The following is a 21,731-nucleotide window of genomic DNA, read 5'->3' as shown; positions in this document are numbered from 1 at the left end:
ATTATATTTTTGCACTCAAAGTTTTCTTTTCTGTCTTCTTCTTTCATCAAACTTCCTCTTTAATGCTCTTATATCGTCATCTATAAACCTTGGTTTAACCTTTTTCACATCAAATTTAAACATTTTAAAAGCAAGTTGTATAAAACATCCTGTAGCAAATGCTGTTATTACTGTACCTATACCTACAAATCCACCTAAGAAATACCCTATTGCCAGTACTGTTACTTCAATAAATCCTCTAACTACGCACACGGATTTATGAGTTTTTCTTGTCAGCGCCACCATAATTCCATCTCTAGGGCCCGCTCCTAGCCCTACTCCAATATATAAATAAGTACCAATTCCAATTATAAATAACCCTATAAACAGCATTAGAAATCTTAAAAAAATACTTTCAAATATAGGTATTATATTATTTCCCATTAAAAAATCCATAAAAACACCTACAAATACCATTCCTCCAACAGTTCCCCAACCAAGTCTTTCTCCTAAAACTCCGTTTGCTACTAGAAGCATAGCGCCTACAGCAATATGAGATTTACCTCTTGAAATATTTCCCACCTTCGCAATGCCATGATCTAGTACATCCCAAGGACAAAGTCCTAAATTAGTATTAATAATTATCACAACGCCTATTGAAGAAACTAAGTATCCTAATAGTAGTCTTAAAGTGCGTAATACTATTTTTTTCATATCGCATCCCATCTTTCTTATTATAGCTAATTTTTTTATAAATCAGCATAGTTCGTTTTCTTAAGATGCTTTCTATATTAGTATTACACAAAACTCTTTGTAAATTCATATATATATTATATATGTTTAAGGCAATTTTTAGATTAATATTTTTTAGTATAAATTCTTTAAAATTTATATACATTTATTCACATACACACATACATACTTATCAATTTAGCTAAAGGTCTTATATCAGTATCTATTGAAAATTCAAAATATATCTTTCCAAAACCTGCTGCCCAAATTTTTAGTTCTGCATCTATATCAAAATTCCCTCCACTTTCGCAAGAAAATGAAGAAATCTTTGAATAAGGTATGCTCATATATCCTCTTTTTCTACTTGTTATGCCCTGTACGTCAATAACAATTATCCTCTTATTTGTGAATATAAGTCTATCTCTAATTGATTTATATGATTTTTCTACTATCTCATCATTTAAGAGTAAAAAATCATATACTTCTCTTCCATCATTAACACTTGATTCTGTTAAACCTACAATTTTTGGTGATACTTCTGTCATTTTTCTTTCCCCCTTTATTTCCCTATATACTATCATTATACACATTTAATCAAAATTTTACTATTCAAAAAATTTGCACATTTTTATGTTGTTAGAATAATATAATAAATATACAATTTACTGTTTACAAAGTTCCCTTATGGTGCCATAATCTATATGTATTTAATAGTTAGTATGAAATCAATCATATCTTAGCTTATTTAAGACATTTTTATTAAATATTCACCATTAGCTGTTAAATATTAACTATAGTTGTTTGGAGTTGATAATATGAATTGGGATAGTAATGACGTAGCCAAGGCATCTATTGAAATGGCAATCTCTTCAAGAGAAAATGAATCTAAGTTAATTAAAGATTTTAAAGATAAAGAAATACTTACTGTTGCTGTAGATATAGGTGGTAATTTAATATCTTCTATACCTAAGATAATTGAAAGAGCATTAGTAGCATCAAAAAGGCACGGTCTTATAAAGGATTGTCATCCTCATGATGGTGCTGTTGCTGGCGCCACAAGAGAAGCTATAATACAAGTTGCATCAAAGGCAAATGGTCTTAATGTAGGTGGAAAAATAGGAATTGCAAGATCTGGCGAGCACTTGAGCGTATGTATATTCATGAGCATAGGATTATTACATTTGAATGAAGTTGTAATAGGACTTGGACATCGCTCTATATCTGAAATATAAACTGCAATTTAAGCATATATTTAAACGAAAATTAACTTTATACATACTCTTGACAACACGTAGTACTTAATATAAAATCTTATTAAGCTGTTAGTAGTTTATGGTAGGAAAACCCTCAAAGAAATTGAGGTATGGTGATTTGTTATAAAATCTTTTTTTGCAAATCATGCATGATAATTTAGTAGAAACAGCTTAAATTTTTATATCCGTAGTATTGTAGTTTAATGTAGATTAGTAGTTTTGTAGTAGTAGTATAAGTTTTTTAATAAATTAATTCTCAAAAACCGTAGTATTGTAGTAAAGTAGGAGATAGTAGAAAATCAGGCCTTTGTTTAGGCTTTGTTTTGTTGCATATAACTCTCCTAGTGAGAGTTTTTTTATTGTAAAAATTTATATTATTTATAGTAATTTATGATTTTCTTATAAATCAGTAAGTCTCAATTTATTGAGATGTTCCCTTAACTATTTAAGTATTAAATAATAATTTAATTATAATTGGAGGATGGTAGTATGGTAGGAAAGAAAAAAAATTTATTATTATGTTCAATTTTATGTGCTGTTACACTTCTAGGAGCAGGTTGCACAACCTCTAAGCCTTCTAGCACCAGCAAATCAAACGTTAAAAACATTGGAATCACCCAAATAATAGAGCATCCAGCATTAGATGCTTCTAAAAATGGATTTATCAAGGCACTTTCTGATAAAGGTTTTAAGGATGGCGAAAATTTAGCTATTGAATTTTCAAGTGCTCAGGGTGATACTGCAACAACTCAAACTATAGCTCAAAATTTCGTTTCTCAAAAGAAAGATTTAATATTTGCAATTTCTACGCCAAGTGCCCAAGCTGCATTTAATACCACAAAGGAAATTCCAATATTAATAACTGCAGTTACAGACCCTGTTAAGGCTGGTCTTGCAAAATCTCTTGAAAAGTCTGAAACCAATGTAACTGGAACTAGCGATTTCTTTGATATAAAAAATCAATTTGACCTTATAAAAGAATTATTACCACAAGCTAAAAGAGTAGGTTTTATATATAATACCAGCGAAGCTAATTCTGAAAAACAATTAGAAGAAGCTAAAAAAGCAGCATCTAGTTTTTCATTTGAAATAGTTCCAATGGGAATCACAAGTTCAAATGAAGTAGCTTCAGCATTAGATGCCCTACTTTCAAAAATTGATGTTCTTTATACTCCAACAGATAACCTTGTAGCTTCATCAATGTCATTAATAGTTCAGAAATCTACTGAGAAGAAAATTGCCGTAATTGGTGGAGAAAAGGCTCATGTAGAAAATGGAGCTTTAGCTACAAGAGGAATTGATTACTACAAATTAGGATATGAAACGGGTCTTATGGCTGTAGATGTTTTAAATGGTAAAAAGCCAAGTGATATGCCTATTGAGCATCTAAAAGATTTAGAAGTTGCTGTAAATGAAAAAACTTCAAAAGCCTTAGGAATATCTATACCTTCCAAACTAAAGGAAAATGCAGTAATCATAGGAGGTAATTAATATGTCAAGTTTTTGGATAAGCGTTTTAGAGCAGGGCCTAATATTTGCAATCATGGCCCAGGGTGTTTATATAACTTATAAAATATTGGACTTTCCTGACTTATCAGTAGATGGTACTTTTCCACTAGGAGCAGCTATAACCTCTGCACTACTTTTAAAAGGTGTAAATCCTTATTTAGCTACCCTAGCTGCACTATTCTTTGGTATGTTTGGAGGTCTTGCAACTGGAGTTTTGCATGTTAAATTAAAAATAACAAATTTATTATCTGGAATTTTGGTTATGATAGGCCTTTATTCAATAAATCTTAGAATTATGTCAAAGCCAAATATTCCTCTTTTCAATCAATCCATAATATTTAATAACTCAGTACCAAAAGTATTGATTATCTTAGCTGTAGCCTTAATTGTAAAACTAACATTAGATATATTCTTAAAAACTAAATTAGGATTTTTACTAAAGGCAACAGGAGATAATCATCAACTAGTTACTTCTTTAGGGGTAGATATTGATTCAATGAAAATATTAGGCCTTATGCTTTCCAATGGTATAGTAGCCTTATCAGGTTCCATACTTGCACAACATCAAGGTTTTGCAGATATCGGTATGGGTGGCGGTATGATTGTAACTGGTCTTGCCTCTATAATCCTTGGCGAAGCACTGTTAAAGCACTTTAACTTTATCACAGGCACAACCTTAGCAATCATAGGCGCTATGGTTTATAAAGCAATTATAGCCTTAGCCTTAAAACTAGGACTTCCTCCTACAGATTTAAAATTAATAAGTTCAGTAATAGTTATAGTGATTTTAGCATTATATCAAGCCAATCCTAAAAAATCATTAAAACCCTTAGTTAAAAAAGGAGGTAGTCAAGTTGTTACGAATACGAAATCTATCCAAGATATTTAACAAAGGTACTGTAAATGAGAGCGTATTATTTGATAATTTATCTTTAACTATAAACGATGGTGATTTTATTACTATAATAGGAAGTAACGGTGCAGGAAAATCTACACTATTAAATATAATATCAGGAAATACTGAACTTGATGAAGGCGAAATCACCCTTAATGAGAGGGATATAACAACGCTCCCTGAGTATAAAAGAACTAAGTTCATTGGTAGAGTTTTTCAAAATCCATCAAGTGGCGTATCTCCTTCAATGACGGTTTTAGAAAACTTGTCTATGGCCTATAGTAAAGGAACCAAATTTGGACTATCCTTTGGAGCTACTAAAAAGGAAAGAAATTTATTTAAAGAGTTATTGAAAGAATACTCATTGGGTCTTGAAGAAAAGCTAGATGTAAAGGTAGGAGCCTTATCTGGAGGCCAAAGGCAAGCGTTATCTCTTGTTATGGCTAGTCTTTCAAAGCCTTCACTAATGCTTTTAGACGAGCATACTGCAGCCCTTGATCCTTCAATGTCATCTAAAGTACTAGAACTTACTTCTCAAATTGTAAATGAAAATAAAATGACCACTTTAATGATAACTCATGATCTAAATGATGCAATAAGCCTTGGAAATAGACTTATAATGCTTCATAGAGGGAAAATAATACTTGATATCCATGGAGATGAAAAGAAAAATCTCACCACTGAATCACTTTTAGACTACTTTAAAAATGTTGCTGACAAAGGTGTTTTAAGCGATAGAACACTTTTCTCATAGTTATATGTACAAACACTAGGATGAGAAGAAAATTTTATCTAAGTAAAACTTTCTTCTCATCCTTTTTAATCCATAATTCTTTTTTACTACTTTATTCCCTCTTCAATTTTCTTAATATATTCCTTCACACTTGAATCTTCAAGCGGCGCTCCTTCATACCATGCCTTTCTGCTTATATCTTTATTTCCAAAATATCTGGCTTTTAATATAATTTCAGGTCTATATTCAAAATGTAATATATCAAAATGATACCATTTCCCTCCCCAAACAAAATTATGTTTTTCAAAAACATCTACAATTTCTTGAGGGTAAGAGGCTATTCTTTCTGCCCCCTGCTTTTCAGATGCCCACTGCCAGTAATCCCTATTGTCTCTTGCTAAATCAATTGCAATTCCAAAGGCATGAGGACTTAATCTGCCTGTTCCAGAGATTATTCTATAATTATATGTTCCACTACTTGGAAATAAACTTGCTGCAACTTTAGAATTTTTTTGAGCTATAGGTATAAGCTCCTGCATAACTTTTTTTAATTCCTCTGCCGCCTCATTATTCTTATTAAATCTAGAATACTTACCAACATTGACATTTACAAGGTTAGACTCCACTTTATTTCTTGATCCACCGTAGACTTCCGAAAGCAAACTATATACTCTGCCACGGCCAGGGTCTTCATTTTTAGGCATTAAATTCTTAATGGGTGTTAAAGGATATTGTTGTTCCATCATATCTTGTAAATCTGGATTAGCTAATTTTTGTTCAAAACTCTTTACAGCTTTATCATCATATATAATTCTCTTTCCAGACTTCATAATCAAATATACCTTTTCATTTTCTCTTGTTTCTACGCCTACAATATATTCAGGATAAGCCATCATAAGTGATAATATGTCCTGCTTCATTGTAGCTTCATATGTATTCTCTATAGAGCTTGCAAAGGCATTATTTTTATCTAAAGGTTGTTTTCCATATGCTAATAAACATAATGTACAAAATAAGGCTATATATAGAGACATATTTTTCATGAGCTTACATCTCATTTTTTTACCTCCATCTCAATTAATGATTACTAATTAATATATATCCTTACCATTATCTATAAATTCTATGTAAAATAAAAAATTGCAGTATTTTTCAGATATAAATAAAAGGATTTTGCATGGCAAAATCCTTTTATTTATCAATAAACACATATTGTTCTTGTAATAAGCTAAGTCCCAAATTTAATATAATCTTCTTTCTTACTTCTTTGAATGTGTGTGTTTTAGGTAATGTATTTTTTACATCTTTCAATTCCTCTTGACTCATAGTTTCTAATATATTGGTGCTGTCCATTTTACAGTAAATTTTATTGTTTGAAACAGGAGAGCTATTAAAACAAACTTTAGTAGAGCATTTAAACGGAATATCTATTTCCAAATTTTTCACATTACCACTTACTGCATAATCTGTTGCAGAGTTTATATTTGAGTATGTTATATTTTCTCTTATAAATCCTTTTATAAAAAGCTTATTTGAATTATTTATTAGATTACAGCTTTCTAAAAACACCTCTTTATTAACATCTATTATTTTAAAAGCTGGTTCATTAAACTTTGTTAATGTTTCTATACAAATTGGAATTTCAATTTGAGATATTATAACTGGAAGTTTGCAAACCACTGGTTCTTTAATAAATTTTGACTTTATGTTTTTGCTCGAGCAGCATTCTAATACTGTATTATTAGAAACTTTAGCTTTACAGTGTACAGTAACCTGTTTTTCTGTAAGCTCTATGTCATTGATATCACTTGTTTCATCTAAATTATTATCTATCTCTTCTATATTCTCAGTACTGTTTATATTATCTGCGTTATATTTATCTTCCGTATCTTCTATATTATATATATCCGCTACATTGTTATCGTCAATATCCTCTACAATATTTTCCTTAACTTCATATTCTACATCTTCTACTATATTTTTAATATTATGTTCAATATTATCATCTACTTCGGTATTCAACACCTCCTGCTCTTCTTCATAAACATTAAATGCATCATTCTCATCTTCTGTCTGTACATTACTTGATAAATCTTTATTATTATTTTCTTTGTTATTACCAAAAAGATTAAATTGACTGCCTAACATTTCAAGTAACCCTATAAACATTAGGGATGAGTCTTCTACTCCTTGAGGTGGATTTTGTGGGAGCATATTGTTTCGAGGTATAAGCTCTAATTCCTCTTCACATCTTCGTCTATGTCTATGTTTCTTTGACATATAGACTCTCCTTAATTATTGATAAAAGATATATAATAAATAATAGATAGCAATTAATGAATCCTACCACTGAATTGCGATGCGATAATTTTTAGAAAGCCGCCCAAAGGCGACTTTCATCTTAGATTATTAATTATTATCTATTATCTAATCTTTAGCATCCTGCTTTAGCTATAACTGAAAGTGTTACATTACATACATCTACTATATCGTCTTCATTTACATTTACAGCTTCAACTAATCTAACACTATATTTGCAGCATCCTGGGCAGCCATTACATTCACAGTGACAGAAGTTAAAGGATGTGGTTAATTGTTCATCTTCTACATCTAAAGCAATTGCAAAGTCCCAAGTTCCGCATGGTACTTCTTGGCCTTCATCACAAGTTTTGAATAATCCAAATACCAATCTTACTGGAACAGTACTTTCTCCGCCAGATCTATAGTGAATAATACTACAGAAATCAAATTTTACAACTGGATTCTTCAAGCAAGTTGTATCAATAGTAATACATCCTAATGATCTTGGATAGAAGAAGTTAGTTGTTCCAGTATTACCTTCACCTTGACCGCCTATTATGGTTCTGTCTATTCTAGCACCTGTACCCTGTGCACATTCAAATAATATTGGATATGGGCATGGGTTTTTGGGGCAGCAGTGTCTATATTCATGTTTATCCTTGCATTCTTCACATTCTCTGCATTCGCATATACACTTTTTCTCATCTTTATCGCAATCTTTGTGGTTTCTATCATAATCATAATCTCTGTCATAATCATAGTCTCTTCCATATCCACAATATCTTCTGTAAGGGTATGGTCTACAAGCTGGATATCTTGGTTGATCGTCACATTGTTTGTTGTCATAATATAGTTTCATAAAAATCCTCCTCTTTATTATCTTTAACTCATCAATTTTTTAACTTTAGAAAGGTTTCTAGCCTTCTAATATAATATATGAGAAACTTAAATAAGCGTTACATAACTTACAGTTTTTTTTATTCTTCATATTCACATTGTTCTTTATATGGTGGATACCAACGTGACTTTGGTACATATACTGGCTGATTTTGAAGCACTTTAAGTCTAATATAAATTACCATTTTCTCAGTAAATTCTCTAAAGCATTTTTCTCTTTTGAATCTGCCAGTACATTTTATATCACGGTTTAAAATAGTTGATTCTAAAATCTTTGCCCATTCTAATTCACAAAAGATTTTTTCATGAAACTTTTGAAAGTGTATCCTAGACTCCTCTTCATCATTTGAGCAGGTCATTTTATTATCCAATGAGTTTAATTCACCTTCATAGGACTTTCCAAATATGGGCTTCTTATCAAACCTAACTTTAGTTACACATTTAAAAGGAATGTTTACTGTTGTATGCCTTATATCTCCACTAATACTTGTTTCATTAACGCACCTTACAGTAGAGTACTGAATATTTGCTTGAACAAATCCTCCAATAAATAACTTATTGGTGCAAGGAACTAAGTGACATTGTGTTACACAAACTTTTTTATCTATAGCTTTTATATCAAAAGCAGGCTCCTCTAATCTAATGTCTGCTTCAACATCTATTTGTACCTTAACATCTGAAAGTACTACTGGAACCTTAGCAACTAATGGCCCACATATTCCAACTGGATCATAGCATTTACTATCACATTCTCCCAAAGTCTCACAATTTATAACCTGTGAGTCACACTCTGGAATTGGCCTTGGTCTGCATCCTGGATCTCTTCCTTCATCCATAACTCAAGCCCCCCTCCTTATAATCTTAAGTATATTAAAACTTTAAGGTCTAACTTTTTTGCTCTTAAAGCTTAATATCTACTATCATATTATTCTGAGAAGACTAATTTGCTACAAATCCTTAAATTTTGTACCTTACCAATACAAATTCCTAAGTATTCAATATTACACCTTATTCTTCATCTAATTCTTCAACAGGTACCTCCTTGCCAATCATTCCTCTCTCAGGATCAAATCCAACTTCTATTTCAACACATTTTACATCTTTACTAGAACCACACTCTCCAGGCCAATCTTTTACCACAGTTACTTCACAGCTAGGCTCAGGAATACATATATTTTGGTTTTGTAGTACCTTAAGCCTTATATATACAACCATTTTTTCAGTTATCTCATGGAAAGATTTTTCATTAGGTAAGGTATTTAAAAGAGGTGTATTTCTATCTAAAATATCTGTTTCCAATATTCTAGCATGCTCTAATTCACAATAAACTGGTTCATATAGTTTATTGTAGTGAATCCAAGAGTCTTCTTTTTGATTCTTATTTAACATATTATTATCTAAAGAATTTAATCTTTTCTTATATTCTTTTCCGTATATGGGACAATTGGAAAAGTGAATTTTTGTTACACATTTGAAAGGGATGTTAACGGTGGTATGCTGAATACTTCCACTTATGCTTGTTTGATTTGTACAGTCAATGGTAGAAAATTGTATATTCTTTTGAACATGACCTGCTATGAAAAGCTTATTTGTATATGGAATAAGTTTACACTCCGTAATCACAATATGTTTATCGACATTTTTAATATCCAAGGCTCTTTCTTCTAATCTAATTTCTGACTCCAAATCAATTTGTACTTCCACATCAGATAACACTACAGGAATCTTAGCTATAAGTGGTCCCGTTCTACCCGTAGGAATATTGCACTGATTTTCGCATTCATTTAAAGTCGTAGAATCTTTAACCCTAGAATCACACCTCGGTATGTTTTGGTTATTTTCATTACACTCTTTTATTTTATTTTCTTGTGCCATAAATATAATCCCCCAATTTTTTACTACAGTATCATAATATTCAAACTAATCCAATTTGCTACATGTTATTAGTTATTCAATATATATAAATATTAGTGAATAAAAATAATAAAACTACTAATACTATAAAAATGTAAAATTTATTACCATGTATTTGGAGGAGTTTATGTGAAGACTATTATAGAAGATAAATATATTATATTTTTAGTCTTTTCAGGGATAGTTGGACTTTTTACTAATCTTCCCACCGAATATGGCTCATATGTAGGCACTGGCGGATGGGTAGTTATTATTATAGACTTATTATTAATATTACCTCCGAGCCTTGCTATCATATGGCTAAATAAGCAGTATGACGGAAGAATCGTACCCGATTATTTAGATGAAATTTTAGGAAAATATTTAGCATTGCCTATAAACATACTTTATTTCATAAAATTTGCTATGCTAATTCCTTCAATGACTAGATCGCTTTTAGGTATGGTTAAGTCTACAGCATTGCAAACTACTCCTATTTGGCCATTAGCTTTGATATTTATAGCCTGTGGATGCTATGCTGCATCCTGTGGAATAAAATATCTATCTTACATATGTCAGTTTTTTATTTTAATTGCATTAATCCTATCCTCTATAGTGTTCTTTACATTACTTAGCAAGGGTGGATTCATTAATTTAAGACCCTTTTTTGTTAAAGAAGATATCCCATTGTATTTTAATGAAAGTATCCGACACCTAAGGTTTTTCTTTGGAACCATGGTACTTCTAGTAGTTCCTCTTAATAAAAAAAATAATAAAAAATCTAGTATATATTTATTAATAGGCCTCCTGATATCAACCTTATTTTACTTATTGGTATTTTGGGGAACTATTTCCGTTTGTGGAATAGATAGCACTGTGTTATTTGATGATGCATTTTTCATTGCAGTTAGAAGCGTTGAAATTGAAAAGCTAGAAATTCTACAAAGACTTGATGCTTTAGCAATTGCTGCTTTTACCTTCACTAGTTTACTAATAGTCGCGTTATATATGTATGGAGCTGCTATTGTGCTTAAATACTATTTAGACAAAACAAAAGCTTTAAAAAATATGGCTCTTTCATTTTCCTGTATTATTATATCTATTGTAAGTTTTATAATTTGTATTATTATTCCTAATGAATTTGCTTTAGGCCAGTACCTCTCAATTAGTTATAAACTATCATGGGCTACTTCTGTCATTATACCTATTATATTATTTATCATTGTTAAAATTAAAAAGAGGATTAATAAAAAAATGTCTCAGTGAAAAGATATACTACATTTTTATTGAGATATTTTCTTTCAAATTGGGATCCATTATATTTAATTATTGGTGAATAATAAAAAAAAAAACTACTAATACTATAAAAAGGCAAAATTTATTAGCATGTATTTGGAGGAGTTTATGTGAAGACTATTATAGAAGACAAATATATTATATTTTTAGTCTTTTCAGGTGTAGTTGGACTTTTTACTAATATTCCAAAAGAATACGGAACATATGTTGGTACTGGTGGATGGGTAATTATCATTATAGATTTGCTTTTAATATTACCTCCAAGCTTTGCCATTGTATGGCTAAATAAGCAGTATGAAGGAAGAATCATACCAGAATATTTAGTTGAAATCTTAGGAAAATATATATCTCTACCTATAAATGTTCTTTATTTTATGAGATATTTCATGTTAGTTCCCCTAATGACTAGAGCACTTTTAGGCATGGTTAAGTCTACATCATTAGAAACAACTCCAATTTGGCCTCTGGCTTTCATATTTTTAGCCTGTGCTTGCTATGCTGCAGCACAAGGGATAAAATCCTTAAGCTACATATGTCAATTTTTTATTTTAACTGCATTGATTTTATCCTCTATATTGTTCTTTGCATTGCTTAGTAAAGGTGGATTTATAAATTTAAGGCCTTTCTTTGTTAAAGAAGATATACCACTCTATTTTAAAGAGAGTATTCGAAACTTAAGAATCTTTTTTGGAGCTGGTGTGCTTTTAGTAGTGCCATTTTCAAAAAAGGATAATAAAAAAACTGGGAAGTATTTATTGATAGGTTACATGATAATAACTTTATTTTATCTATTTGTATTTTGGGGGACTGTTTCAGTTTCAGGAATAAATCAAACCGTATTATTTGATGATATATTTTTCATTGCAGTTAGAAGTGTTGAAATTCAAAATCTAGAAATTTTGAAAAGACTTGATGGCTTAGCAATTGCTGCATTTACCTTTACTAGTTTGATGATGGTGGCAGTAGATATATATGGAGCAGCTGTTATACTTAAGTATTATTTAGAAAAAACTAAAATGCCTAAAAAAATGACTCTTTCCTTTTCCTGTATTGTTATATCAATTATAGGTTTTGTACTTTGTGTTATTATCCCTAGTACATTTGCTTTGAGGAAATATCTGTTAATTAGTTATAAAATAGCATGGCTTACTTCTATGATCCTTCCTATGGTGCTATTTATCATTGTTAAGATTAAAAGGAGGATTAATAAGGAAACATCTCAACAGAATTGAGATGTGCTGATTTATACCAAGACTGAATTTGTTAATTTGTATATGGAGGAATTCACTTGAAAGAAGCTATAGGTAATAAACAAATAGTATTTATACTCTTTGCAAGCATTGTAGGCTTTCCCTTTACTGTTCCTAAGGACTTTGCTATATATGCAGGTACTGGTGGATGGACAATAGCTATTATATGTGCACTACTAGCAGCTCCACCTATATTCATGATATCATCAATAAACATGCACTATGAAAAAAAAGGATTTCATGAATATATAGAAGATATTACTGGGAAATATTTATCATTAGCTATTATGATATTTTTTTTAATAAGATATTTATCTTCAACTATGATGGTAGCTGGATCTATTACAAGATTAGTAAGACTTACTATACTAGAATTTACTCCTTTGTGGGCTTTATTTATAGTTTTCATTGCATGTTGTAGCTATACGTCATCTAAAAGCTTAACATCTTTATCTTATATATATGAGTTTTACGGGCTAGTATTAACTTTCATATTTTCCTTATTAATTTTAGCAATGTTTACAAAGGGTGATTTTATAAATTTAAGACCTTTTTTTGTTAAAGAAGATGTACCTATTTACTTTAAGGAAAGTCTTGGAAATTTAATAGCCTTTGCTGGCTTTGATAAACTCTTATTTGTACCATTGTTTAGAAGAGAAAATAAAAATATTCATAAATATTTAATTATAAGTATACTGTTAATTACCTTTTGCTATATTGCTACTTTTGAGGCTACTCTTGCAGTTTCGGGCGTAAATGAAACTGTACTTTATGATGATATTTTTTTTCTTTCAATTAGGGGTATTGAATTACATCACTTTGATCTTATGAGGAGATTGGACCTCTTTGCACTTTCTAATTTTATTTTCAGCTCACTTATGATAGTTTCATTTAATTTATATGCCTCAAATATGATAATAAGTCATTATTTACAAAAATTAAATTTTAAAAGTATATCTGTCCCTGCTATTTCAGTTATTATATATATTCTTGCATCTATAATGTGTATCAGTTTTATGTCAATATGTTCTTCAGAAACTTACGTTAAAATTACGTCTAATATAGCAGTAGTTTCTTCTTATATAATACCAATAATATTATTTACGATTGTTAAGGTGAAAAACTATGGAAAAAAAATACTATAAAAAAATATTATTTTTACTGTTGTCAACTTGTTTTAGTTTATTTTTTACCGCTTGCTGGGACTATAAAGATATAGAAGACAGGGCCCTTATAGTATCCTTTGGAGTAGATACTCCCGCTGCAGATAGAGTTCGTTTTGATGCTGAAATAGCTGAATTTCGTCCTATGAGTGCACAGCAGACTACCTATGAAATAGGTCATTTTGTTGGGGAAGGCAGCAACTTTGATGCAGCAAGAGCAAATTTGCAAGTTCAAGCTAAAGGCCCACTTTCCAATGGTCCTGCCACAGCTGTAATAGTTAGCGAAAGATTTGCGCAATCAAACTTCTTTGAAGATTACTTAAATAGGGCAAATAGACAATATGACTTAAGAAAAACTGTAACTTTATTAGTAAGTAAAAGGCCTCCAGCTGAACTTATGGAATTATCCACTAAACAAAATACATCCATAGGTTTTTTCGTAGAAAATAATATACAAAGCCTGTTCAAGGATACACATGTAGACATATCTATAGCAAATGTAATTTCTGAAAGCCGTATAAAGGATTTAGGCCTGCTTCTTCCTACCATTGATATAGTAGAAGGAAAACCACAGTACATAGGATTAAGTGTAATAAAGGACTTTAAGCTTGTAGATATAATAGATATACCAAATATCACGGGAATAATGTTTTTAATGTCTCCTAACAATCCACTGATCTTAACCTTACCTGATCCAAAACATCCAACTAATGTCTTAACTATTACCACACGAGTTAAAAATCGTAAAATTAAAACAAGTTGGGAAAATGGAAAGGCTATTATAAATGTATCTTTATCAACTAATGCATCATTGTCATTTCAATATGAATTACAAGGAAAGTCACCAGAGGATATAAAAGAACTTGAAGCTATATTAAGTAAGCATATTAAAGAGATTATCATGGAATCAGTAAATAAATCTCAAAATAATTATAAAGTAGACATATTTGAATTTATTAAGTACTTTAAAGCTCAAAATCCAATTCAGTATAGGCAAATAGAATGGGGTAAGGTTTACCCTGAAGCAAAAGTTAATGTGGATGTTAAGGTTAATATCACAGATAAAAACGCAATGGAATATGAAAATAAAGAGAAATTAGATAAAAGGTGATTTTATGGAAAACTTTTTTAGCATAGATGATGTTATTTCTTATATTGAAAATAATAATACAAATATGGTTGTTAGAAAAATTAAGAATAAACAAACCATGATATATGTAGCATATCTCCCATACATTACAACTAAAGATAAATTAACTGAAGAAATAATAAAACCACTTATGCAGTATCAAAATACCATATCAAGTGCAAAGCAAATTGGGGAATCTGTTATTTATACATCTGATTTATCTGTAGATAATGATTTTTCTAAAGTACTTAGCCATCTTCGTTTAGGAAAGTCCATCATTGGAATATCTCATGAGTCAACTTATATTGTTGCTGATACTGGTGGAGTAGCTCAAAGAAATGTTTCAGCACCTGAAGTCCAATATGCCCTAAGAGCCCCAAAGGACTCCTTTGTAGAAAATTTAGATACTAATCTTTCACTTATAAGCTATAGAATTAAGGACTCTCACCTGTGTTTCAAAAACTTTATTGTTGGAACAAGGACTCAAACAAGAGTAGTAGTCGCTTATTTAGATAACTTAGCTGATAAAAGTGTGGTAAAATATGTAGAGGATACCATAAGTAATATAACTATAGATGGTATTCTTGAGTCATCCTATATTCAAAAAGTTCTAAACGGCAAAAGTCGTAAAATATTGCCAACTGTATCGATTGCTGAAAGATCCGATAAGGCTTGTTCGACTATATTAAAGGGAAGGCTTTGTATTTTGGTAGAAGGAAGTAACCTTGCCTTAATGCTTCCTGAAAGGTTTATTGACTTTTTAGATTCAGGCGATGATCATTATGGTACTGTACTTCTTGGACCTTTTAATACTTCTTTAAGGATATTTGGTATAATATCCACATATTCATTACCTGCCCTTTACTTGGTAGTTACATCGTTTAATCCTGATATGCTTCCAGCTAGTTATCTATTAAGTATTGCATCTGCTCGTTCTGCTGTCCCACTAAATGCAGTACTTGAAATCTTTTTTATGACTATAGTAATAGAAATGCTGAGAGAAGCTAGCATAAGGCTTCCTACCAAAATCGGAAGTGCCATAGGTATAGTTGGAGGTATAGTAATAGGCCAAGGTGCTATTGCAGCAGGTCTTACTAGCCCAATTTCAATAGTAATAGTATCGTTTTCAAGTATTTCATCATTTTTATTGCCAGATTATAATATTGTAACTCCATTAAATGTATTAAAATTTATTTTAATAATGATTACTGGAGTTCTTGGGTTATTTGGATTTTTAATAGGCTTAAGTTTTCTAGCCGTACATATAATATCCCAAAGAAGCTTCGGAATACCCTATGCTGAACCTATTGCACCTTTTACTCCCTGTGAGATTAAGGATCAATTTTTACCTCAACTTCAATTTTATAAAGAAGGAGATAGTAACGCCACTAATCCTGATTCTCCAGCTAAAAGTAGTGATGATAAAGATAATACCTCAGATAAAAACAATAATAATACTAATATAAATAAAGATGAAACTAGCAAAAATAACAATAAAGATAATAATAATAATAATAATAATAGCAATTACACTGATTCTAATGATTCTAAAAATCAAAGTAATGATAATAGTAATATCCGTAATACTAATGAAGTAGATTCTAAGAATCAAAGTGGCAATAATGAGAATAATGAACAAGATAAACCTAATGGCATTTTCAAAAAGATCTTAAGCTTTTTTAAGGATGATAGTGATGATAACAATGATAATAGCAATAACGAAAATATAGATAATGCTAATACCAATGGCTCTAGCTCCGCTGAGAAAAATAACGATAATAATGATAAAAATACTAACAATAATGATGATACTACTGATAATAATAATAATAATAATAATAATAATAATAATAATATGAAAAACAGCTCTAGCAAAGGTAATAGCAGTAATAATGGTAGCAATAGCACTAGCAATTCAGGTACTTCTAGTGGTATGTCAGGCAGTACTAGTGGTGGAAAGTAATAAAAATACTATTTTTAGTTGTAAACATTATGAAGGCACTAAGCATAAGTTTTAACTTATGCTTAGTGCCTTACTATTGAGTAATTAGTAGAGATTAAGTTTTCACTCTCTACTAAAAACATTTTCCCCATTTTTGTTTATATATTTAGTTCTATTTTCTAATATAACCTTAGAAACTCCATCCACAAATTTTGACACTTCATCATAAATTGGCTCTATAATAAAATTACATTCCTTATCTATGTATCCCCATTTGCCATTTACTTCTACAGATATTAAACCTTCACTAATAGTATCTACGTTGTCAAATTTCACTGGAATCACTTCATTTCCATCTTTGTCTATAAATCCATACTTTTCATCAATAGCAACTGTTGCAAATCCTTCATAAAAGTTATCTGCCCAATCATATTTAAGTGGAATCACAGCTTCCCCATTTTTATTTATAAATCCATATTTATTGTTTAATTCAACACATGCTAACCCTTCATTAAAATCATTAGCCGTATGATACTTAATTTTGATAACTGTATTTCCGTCCTTATCAATATATCCATAATTAGATTTTAACTGTACCGCTGCTAACCCTTCTGAAAATCCATAAGCATAATCAAATTTAGGCTCTATAACTATCTTGCCTTCTTTATTTATGTATCCTAATTTTCCTCCTAATTGCACTAAAGCTAAATCTTCACTGAAATCAAAAGCATCTAAAAACTCAGGCTCTATAACCACTTGCCCTTCTTTATTTATATATCCCCATTTATAATTCACTTGTATAGCTGCTAACCCATCCGAAAATCCGTTAGCTTCTTTATATTCTGGATTTATAACTACTTTCCCTTCTTTATTCATAAATCCTTTTTTACCTTTTACTTCAATTGTAGCTAATCCATCAGTGAACTCATATACATCATCATATAAGTCTTCCCCAATTAAGCTTCCTTCTTTATTTATAAAGCCAAATTTATCTTCTATTCCTATTATAGCAAAATCATTAATAAAGTCCTCAGCATAATCAAACTTTGGCTCTACTATAATTTCTCCTGTATTATCTATATATCCATATTTTCCATTAATTTTTACTGGATAAAGCATCTTTTCCATATTTAACTCTCCCTTTAATTTTATTTAATTATTTAAAAATTCCAGTCCTCTCTATAACTACGTTACTATCTACCTTAAATTGAACCTTTTTATATTGGTCTTCCAGCCATTCATCACTAAAATTATAATTTCTATTATTAGCCCAGTATTTTACTTGGAGCTGAAGAGGATCTAAGCCTTTTTCTTGAAGCTTTTTTACTAAAGCATTTACACGAGAATCTACTATTTTTTTTGCTCTAGCCTCAACTTCTTTTAATTCCACATATTCTCCTACTTCTTCTAGGTTCCCCTTAATTGTAACTTTTATATTACATATAATATCGTTATTCGCTTCTTTTAACTTTATACTTCCTTTTCCGCTATTAACATTTATACCTAAAGGATTCTTAGATTCCAAAGTATCTATAACTATGTATCCATTTTGCACTCCCTCAAAAAGTAACTTAAACAGTTTGGTTTCATCTCTATTCAAAAACATACTAAATTTAACTCTATCGAATAATGCTACCTTTTCTAGTACAACTTTACCTTGAACAACTTCAAGTACTGGACAAAATACAGTCATTCCCTTGGTCGTAGCAGAATACTTTACATCCTTTAACATTGTAATAAGCCCATATTCAGAATTTGTTCCTTGGCCAAACTTCATAAAAAGTGCACTTCCTGCAGTTTTTTCTCCTTGCGGCTCTACATTTAGCACTGTCTTAGCACTTGGAGATCCGACAGCTACATAGCCTATAAGCTGCGTATCCCTTCTCCTAGAAAAAAAGTCTATAACGTCATCAATTTCATTATTCTTAACATAACCCTCTCCAAGTACTATAATCTTCATATGACCAAAATCTGGTTCCAACGCTGTTTTGGTTTTTAAAAGCCTAAAAATCTCTCCAAGTGAGTTTCCCCTTACAGTATAAAACTCAAAATTTTTTTCTCCCTGTCCTGAGCCTGATTGCCCAATTGTTTTTGGTATAGCTGCCTTAAAACTCACTTCTATCTCACCATTTTTACCAATTGAATCTATACCTACTGCTACTATAAAAGTTCTTCTATCTATATCTTTAAAATCACAACCTGTAAAAAAAGATAATATGAAAAGTACAATTAATAATTTACTAAAATATCTCATATGCTCCTCTTTTCCCTTCTTTTAGCTAAGAAAAAAAGTATAAAAAATAATATATTAGTAAAAAGACTACTAACGACCATATTTACTAATGTCATCTCAGTAAGTTGCCTTGTATTTCTTATAAAAACACCTAGTGTAACATAGCAAATCAATACTGCTACTATAATACCTTTTTTTATTTTATTATTAATACTCATCCTGTCCAATAAACTTTTTCCTACAAAAGTATAAAGTATGATTTGTACAGATCCAAGTGTTAAAAATAATGGGAATAGTATATATAGACCTCTTTCAATAAAAAATAGATTAACTTGTATGGCATCTGAACTAGCAATCCAAGGATGTTCAATATTTCTAACAGCTTCAACCCCCCAGAAGGATACTGGAATTAAAATAGTTAACAACGCCATTGGTAGTCCTATAAGTGCAAATATTAGCATAGTTTTCCTATAACTTATCTTTCCAAATTCAGTATTAAATGCTTGTAGGTGTCGAACTCCAACATAAAAATAACCTGCTATACTAATCAAAGGCAAATCAGGCATTTTTAAAGAATGAATAAAGGTTCCTTTTATATAGTCAATTCTAAGTTCTTTAATACTTAACAGATAGTACATAATTATACCTAATATAATAAATATTCCAAGGTATCCCAAAAGATATAAAAATGTTTTATTTGTATTTAATAAAACTAGTATTACAGGAATAATAAGTAATATTCTTAGAAACCAAGTATTTGTAGTAGCTAAAAGAAACTTTCTTGTTATTTCAATGAGACCCATAAACATAAAATATCCCGAAGTAAAATTAAAAATTATTGATATAAAAGATATAATACTTCCCAACTTTTTACCTAAAAGCTCATTATTTATTTCTATTAGAGTAAAGTTTTTAAAATGATTAAATACGTAAATAGCTACATAGGAACTTAATAATATCATTATAAGTGCTATAAATAAAGCTATTATTGCTCCATCTAATATATGTGTAATTAGATATGGCGTATTATAAAATATAAAATTAGAAAACGTACAAACTATAAGCATCATATAATAATACTTTTTTTCGATCATAACTCAGTTCTCCTAAAGAAATCCCTTAAATTTTTAACCGAAATTGCATCTAATGGATTTAAATAAGGAATGTTAAAATTATAAATTGAAAATGCATATACTGTTAAAGCTAATAATGCTATAAAAATTCCATAAAGCCCAGCTAAACTTCCAAATAATAAGACTACGTACTTCAACGCTCTTGTAGGTATACTTATACAAGTTGTAGGCATGCAAAAATTAGTTATAGCAGTTGCTGCAACTATTATTATAAGTATATTGCTTACAAGCTGTGCCTGTGAAGCTGCCTGGCCTAGTATAAGTCCTCCAACTGTTGTTGCTGCCTGACCTATAGTTTTAGGAAGTCTAATGCTGGCTTCAATCAAAAACTCTATCATTGCAAGCATAAATAGTACTTCTAGATAAGATGGATATGTTACCCCTGAGCGGCTTTCTGTAATGGATAATGCTAGCTGTACTCTAAATATTTCAGGATTATATGAAGTAACTGCAACATATAATGAAGGAAGCGTTATACTTAAAAAAAATGCTATGTATCTTAGTATTATAAGCATAAAGGCTGGTATGGGGAATAAATAATAATCATCTACTGCAACAAAATATTCATGAAAAGTCACAGGAGCCACTCCTGCACCATTAGTACCATTTAATAATATAACGGTCCTTCCTTTAGCTATAAGCCTTGCCACTCTATCTGGCCTATAAGTTATAAAAACTCTTGGGAAAAGCCATTGTCTCTTTATTATGTGCTGCTCTAGTTCTCTTAATGTTTGAACTACAGGAGCCTTAACTTCACTGATATTTTTTTCTATAAAGTTTAATGAACTTTTATCTACCTTCTCCTCATCATATATTATAGCAACTCTACTTTTAATTAACTCTCCCACTTCAGTTTCCTTTATTATAAGATTGGAACTTGGATAATATCTTCGCAGAAGACCTATATTTAAGGTTATCTCTTCTACGAATTCCTCTAAACTTCCTTGAAAAGAGCTTTCTTTTATGTTTTGTTGAACTTCTCTATAGTTTTTTCTGACACAAACATTAATACTTCTTAATGTACCTTTATAAATTGCTATAACATTTCCTTCTGTAATACTTTTACTTACCTCTTCAAGTGTTATTTCTGTACTAATACTTTGAATATATGAATTAAAGTTTAAATCCCTATTAAAGTAAGGTATTTTAACATTTTCAGTTAGTGCTGACTTCTCTATAAGACTTTGAACAAAATAAACAACAAAAAAATTATCTAGTTCCACCTTTTTGGTATCACTATCTATATTTATAAATTTATCCACTTCTTGCATTAAAACTCTATGACTTTCCATCTCATTCACCTCTGAATAACAATTGAGATTTTTAGTGTTAATTACTAGATATTAATTATATGTTAGGCTTTATTTCAGCTTTTAAATAACTTTTTAATTCT

Annotated in this window: 20 protein-coding genes; 9 read left to right on the top strand and 11 right to left on the bottom strand. The window is 30.3% G+C overall.

Annotated features, from left to right (window positions below):
* Positions 1-15: 15 nt before the first annotated feature.
* Both BSD9I1_RS02475 and BSD9I1_RS02470 read right to left on the bottom strand, forming a co-directional pair.
* Complete coding sequence (locus BSD9I1_RS02475) at positions 16-693, bottom strand: YitT family protein (RefSeq protein ID WP_186428992.1); 678 nt, start codon at positions 691-693, stop codon at positions 16-18.
* A 188-nt stretch (positions 694-881) separates the two neighbouring features.
* Positions 882-1,256: a PH domain-containing protein gene (locus BSD9I1_RS02470; protein WP_186428991.1), complete on the bottom strand. Its 375-nt coding sequence runs from the start codon at positions 1,254-1,256 to the stop codon at positions 882-884.
* A gap of 270 nt (positions 1,257-1,526) precedes the next feature.
* Between BSD9I1_RS02470 and BSD9I1_RS02465 the strand changes: the two genes are divergently transcribed.
* The 4 genes from BSD9I1_RS02465 to BSD9I1_RS02450 all read left to right on the top strand — a co-directional run bounded on the left by BSD9I1_RS02465 (position 1,527) and on the right by BSD9I1_RS02450 (position 5,122).
* The gene (locus BSD9I1_RS02465) at positions 1,527-1,943 is read left to right on the top strand and encodes a HutP family protein (RefSeq protein ID WP_035311592.1); all 417 of its coding nucleotides are present in this window, start codon (positions 1,527-1,529) and stop codon (positions 1,941-1,943) included.
* Positions 1,944-2,453: 510 nt separating this feature from the next.
* Positions 2,454-3,455, top strand: a complete 1,002-nt coding sequence (locus BSD9I1_RS02460) for an ABC transporter substrate-binding protein (protein ID WP_186428990.1) — start codon at positions 2,454-2,456, stop codon at positions 3,453-3,455.
* Position 3,456: 1 nt separating this feature from the next.
* A complete protein-coding gene (locus tag BSD9I1_RS02455; RefSeq protein WP_186428989.1) occupies positions 3,457-4,362 on the top strand; it encodes an ABC transporter permease in 906 nt (301 codons plus the stop codon).
* On the top strand, positions 4,328-5,122 hold the full coding sequence (locus BSD9I1_RS02450; RefSeq protein ID WP_186428988.1) for an ABC transporter ATP-binding protein: 795 nt from the start codon (positions 4,328-4,330) through the stop codon (positions 5,120-5,122). The genes BSD9I1_RS02455 and BSD9I1_RS02450 overlap by 35 nt, the downstream gene beginning before the upstream one ends.
* A gap of 86 nt (positions 5,123-5,208) precedes the next feature.
* Here BSD9I1_RS02450 and BSD9I1_RS02445 read toward each other — a convergent pair whose 3' ends face one another.
* The 5 genes from BSD9I1_RS02445 to BSD9I1_RS02425 all read right to left on the bottom strand — a co-directional run bounded on the left by BSD9I1_RS02445 (position 5,209) and on the right by BSD9I1_RS02425 (position 10,174).
* Positions 5,209-6,144, bottom strand: coding sequence for a M15 family metallopeptidase (locus BSD9I1_RS02445; RefSeq protein WP_373419335.1), 936 nt, complete (start codon positions 6,142-6,144; stop codon positions 5,209-5,211).
* A gap of 148 nt (positions 6,145-6,292) precedes the next feature.
* A complete protein-coding gene (locus BSD9I1_RS02440; protein WP_186428987.1) occupies positions 6,293-7,381 on the bottom strand; it encodes a hypothetical protein in 1,089 nt (362 codons plus the stop codon).
* Positions 7,382-7,535: 154 nt separating this feature from the next.
* Complete coding sequence (locus tag BSD9I1_RS02435; RefSeq protein ID WP_186428986.1) at positions 7,536-8,261, bottom strand: DUF4489 domain-containing protein; 726 nt, start codon at positions 8,259-8,261, stop codon at positions 7,536-7,538.
* 118 nt (positions 8,262-8,379) lie between these two features.
* Positions 8,380-9,135, bottom strand: coding sequence for a CsxC family protein (locus BSD9I1_RS02430; protein WP_186428985.1), 756 nt, complete (start codon positions 9,133-9,135; stop codon positions 8,380-8,382).
* Between the two features lie 172 nt (positions 9,136-9,307).
* Positions 9,308-10,174, bottom strand: a complete 867-nt coding sequence (locus tag BSD9I1_RS02425; RefSeq protein WP_186428984.1) for a CsxC family protein — start codon at positions 10,172-10,174, stop codon at positions 9,308-9,310.
* 168 nt (positions 10,175-10,342) lie between these two features.
* On the opposite strand from BSD9I1_RS02425, the gene BSD9I1_RS02420 reads away from it, so the two are divergent.
* The 5 genes from BSD9I1_RS02420 (at position 10,343) to BSD9I1_RS02400 (ending at position 16,993) form a co-directional block, all read left to right on the top strand.
* Positions 10,343-11,458 carry an endospore germination permease gene (locus tag BSD9I1_RS02420; protein ID WP_186428983.1) on the top strand — a complete coding sequence of 372 codons (1,116 nt, stop codon included), beginning with the start codon at positions 10,343-10,345 and terminating at the stop codon, positions 11,456-11,458.
* A 140-nt stretch (positions 11,459-11,598) separates the two neighbouring features.
* Positions 11,599-12,720, top strand: coding sequence for a GerAB/ArcD/ProY family transporter (locus BSD9I1_RS02415; protein ID WP_186428982.1), 1,122 nt, complete (start codon positions 11,599-11,601; stop codon positions 12,718-12,720).
* 56 nt (positions 12,721-12,776) lie between these two features.
* Positions 12,777-13,883, top strand: coding sequence for a GerAB/ArcD/ProY family transporter (locus BSD9I1_RS02410; RefSeq protein WP_186428981.1), 1,107 nt, complete (start codon positions 12,777-12,779; stop codon positions 13,881-13,883).
* Positions 13,864-15,012 (top strand): Ger(x)C family spore germination protein, encoded by a 1,149-nt coding sequence (locus tag BSD9I1_RS02405; RefSeq protein WP_186428980.1) that lies wholly within the window; start codon positions 13,864-13,866, stop codon positions 15,010-15,012. The genes BSD9I1_RS02410 and BSD9I1_RS02405 overlap by 20 nt, the downstream gene beginning before the upstream one ends.
* Before the next feature lie 4 nt (positions 15,013-15,016).
* Positions 15,017-16,993, top strand: coding sequence for a spore germination protein (locus BSD9I1_RS02400; protein ID WP_186428979.1), 1,977 nt, complete (start codon positions 15,017-15,019; stop codon positions 16,991-16,993).
* A 102-nt stretch (positions 16,994-17,095) separates the two neighbouring features.
* On the opposite strand, the gene BSD9I1_RS02395 is transcribed toward BSD9I1_RS02400, so the two are convergent.
* The 4 genes from BSD9I1_RS02395 to BSD9I1_RS02380 are packed head-to-tail and all read right to left on the bottom strand — an operon-like array spanning position 17,096 to position 21,630.
* Positions 17,096-18,100 (bottom strand): WG repeat-containing protein, encoded by a 1,005-nt coding sequence (locus BSD9I1_RS02395; protein WP_186428978.1) that lies wholly within the window; start codon positions 18,098-18,100, stop codon positions 17,096-17,098.
* A 28-nt stretch (positions 18,101-18,128) separates the two neighbouring features.
* Complete coding sequence (locus tag BSD9I1_RS02390) at positions 18,129-19,226, bottom strand: Ger(x)C family spore germination protein (RefSeq protein ID WP_186428977.1); 1,098 nt, start codon at positions 19,224-19,226, stop codon at positions 18,129-18,131.
* The gene (locus tag BSD9I1_RS02385; RefSeq protein WP_186428976.1) at positions 19,223-20,299 is read right to left on the bottom strand and encodes a GerAB/ArcD/ProY family transporter; all 1,077 of its coding nucleotides are present in this window, start codon (positions 20,297-20,299) and stop codon (positions 19,223-19,225) included. Before BSD9I1_RS02385 ends, BSD9I1_RS02390 begins: the two co-directional genes overlap by 4 nt.
* Positions 20,296-21,630, bottom strand: a complete 1,335-nt coding sequence (locus BSD9I1_RS02380; RefSeq protein WP_186428975.1) for a spore germination protein — start codon at positions 21,628-21,630, stop codon at positions 20,296-20,298. Before BSD9I1_RS02380 ends, BSD9I1_RS02385 begins: the two co-directional genes overlap by 4 nt.
* Between the last annotated feature and the right edge of the window lie 101 nt (positions 21,631-21,731).

This window comes from Clostridium sp. BSD9I1 (assembly GCF_900185645.1).
Classification (GTDB): domain Bacteria; phylum Bacillota; class Clostridia; order Clostridiales; family Clostridiaceae; genus Clostridium_AK.
This window is presented reverse-complemented; position numbering and strand designations above follow the sequence as displayed.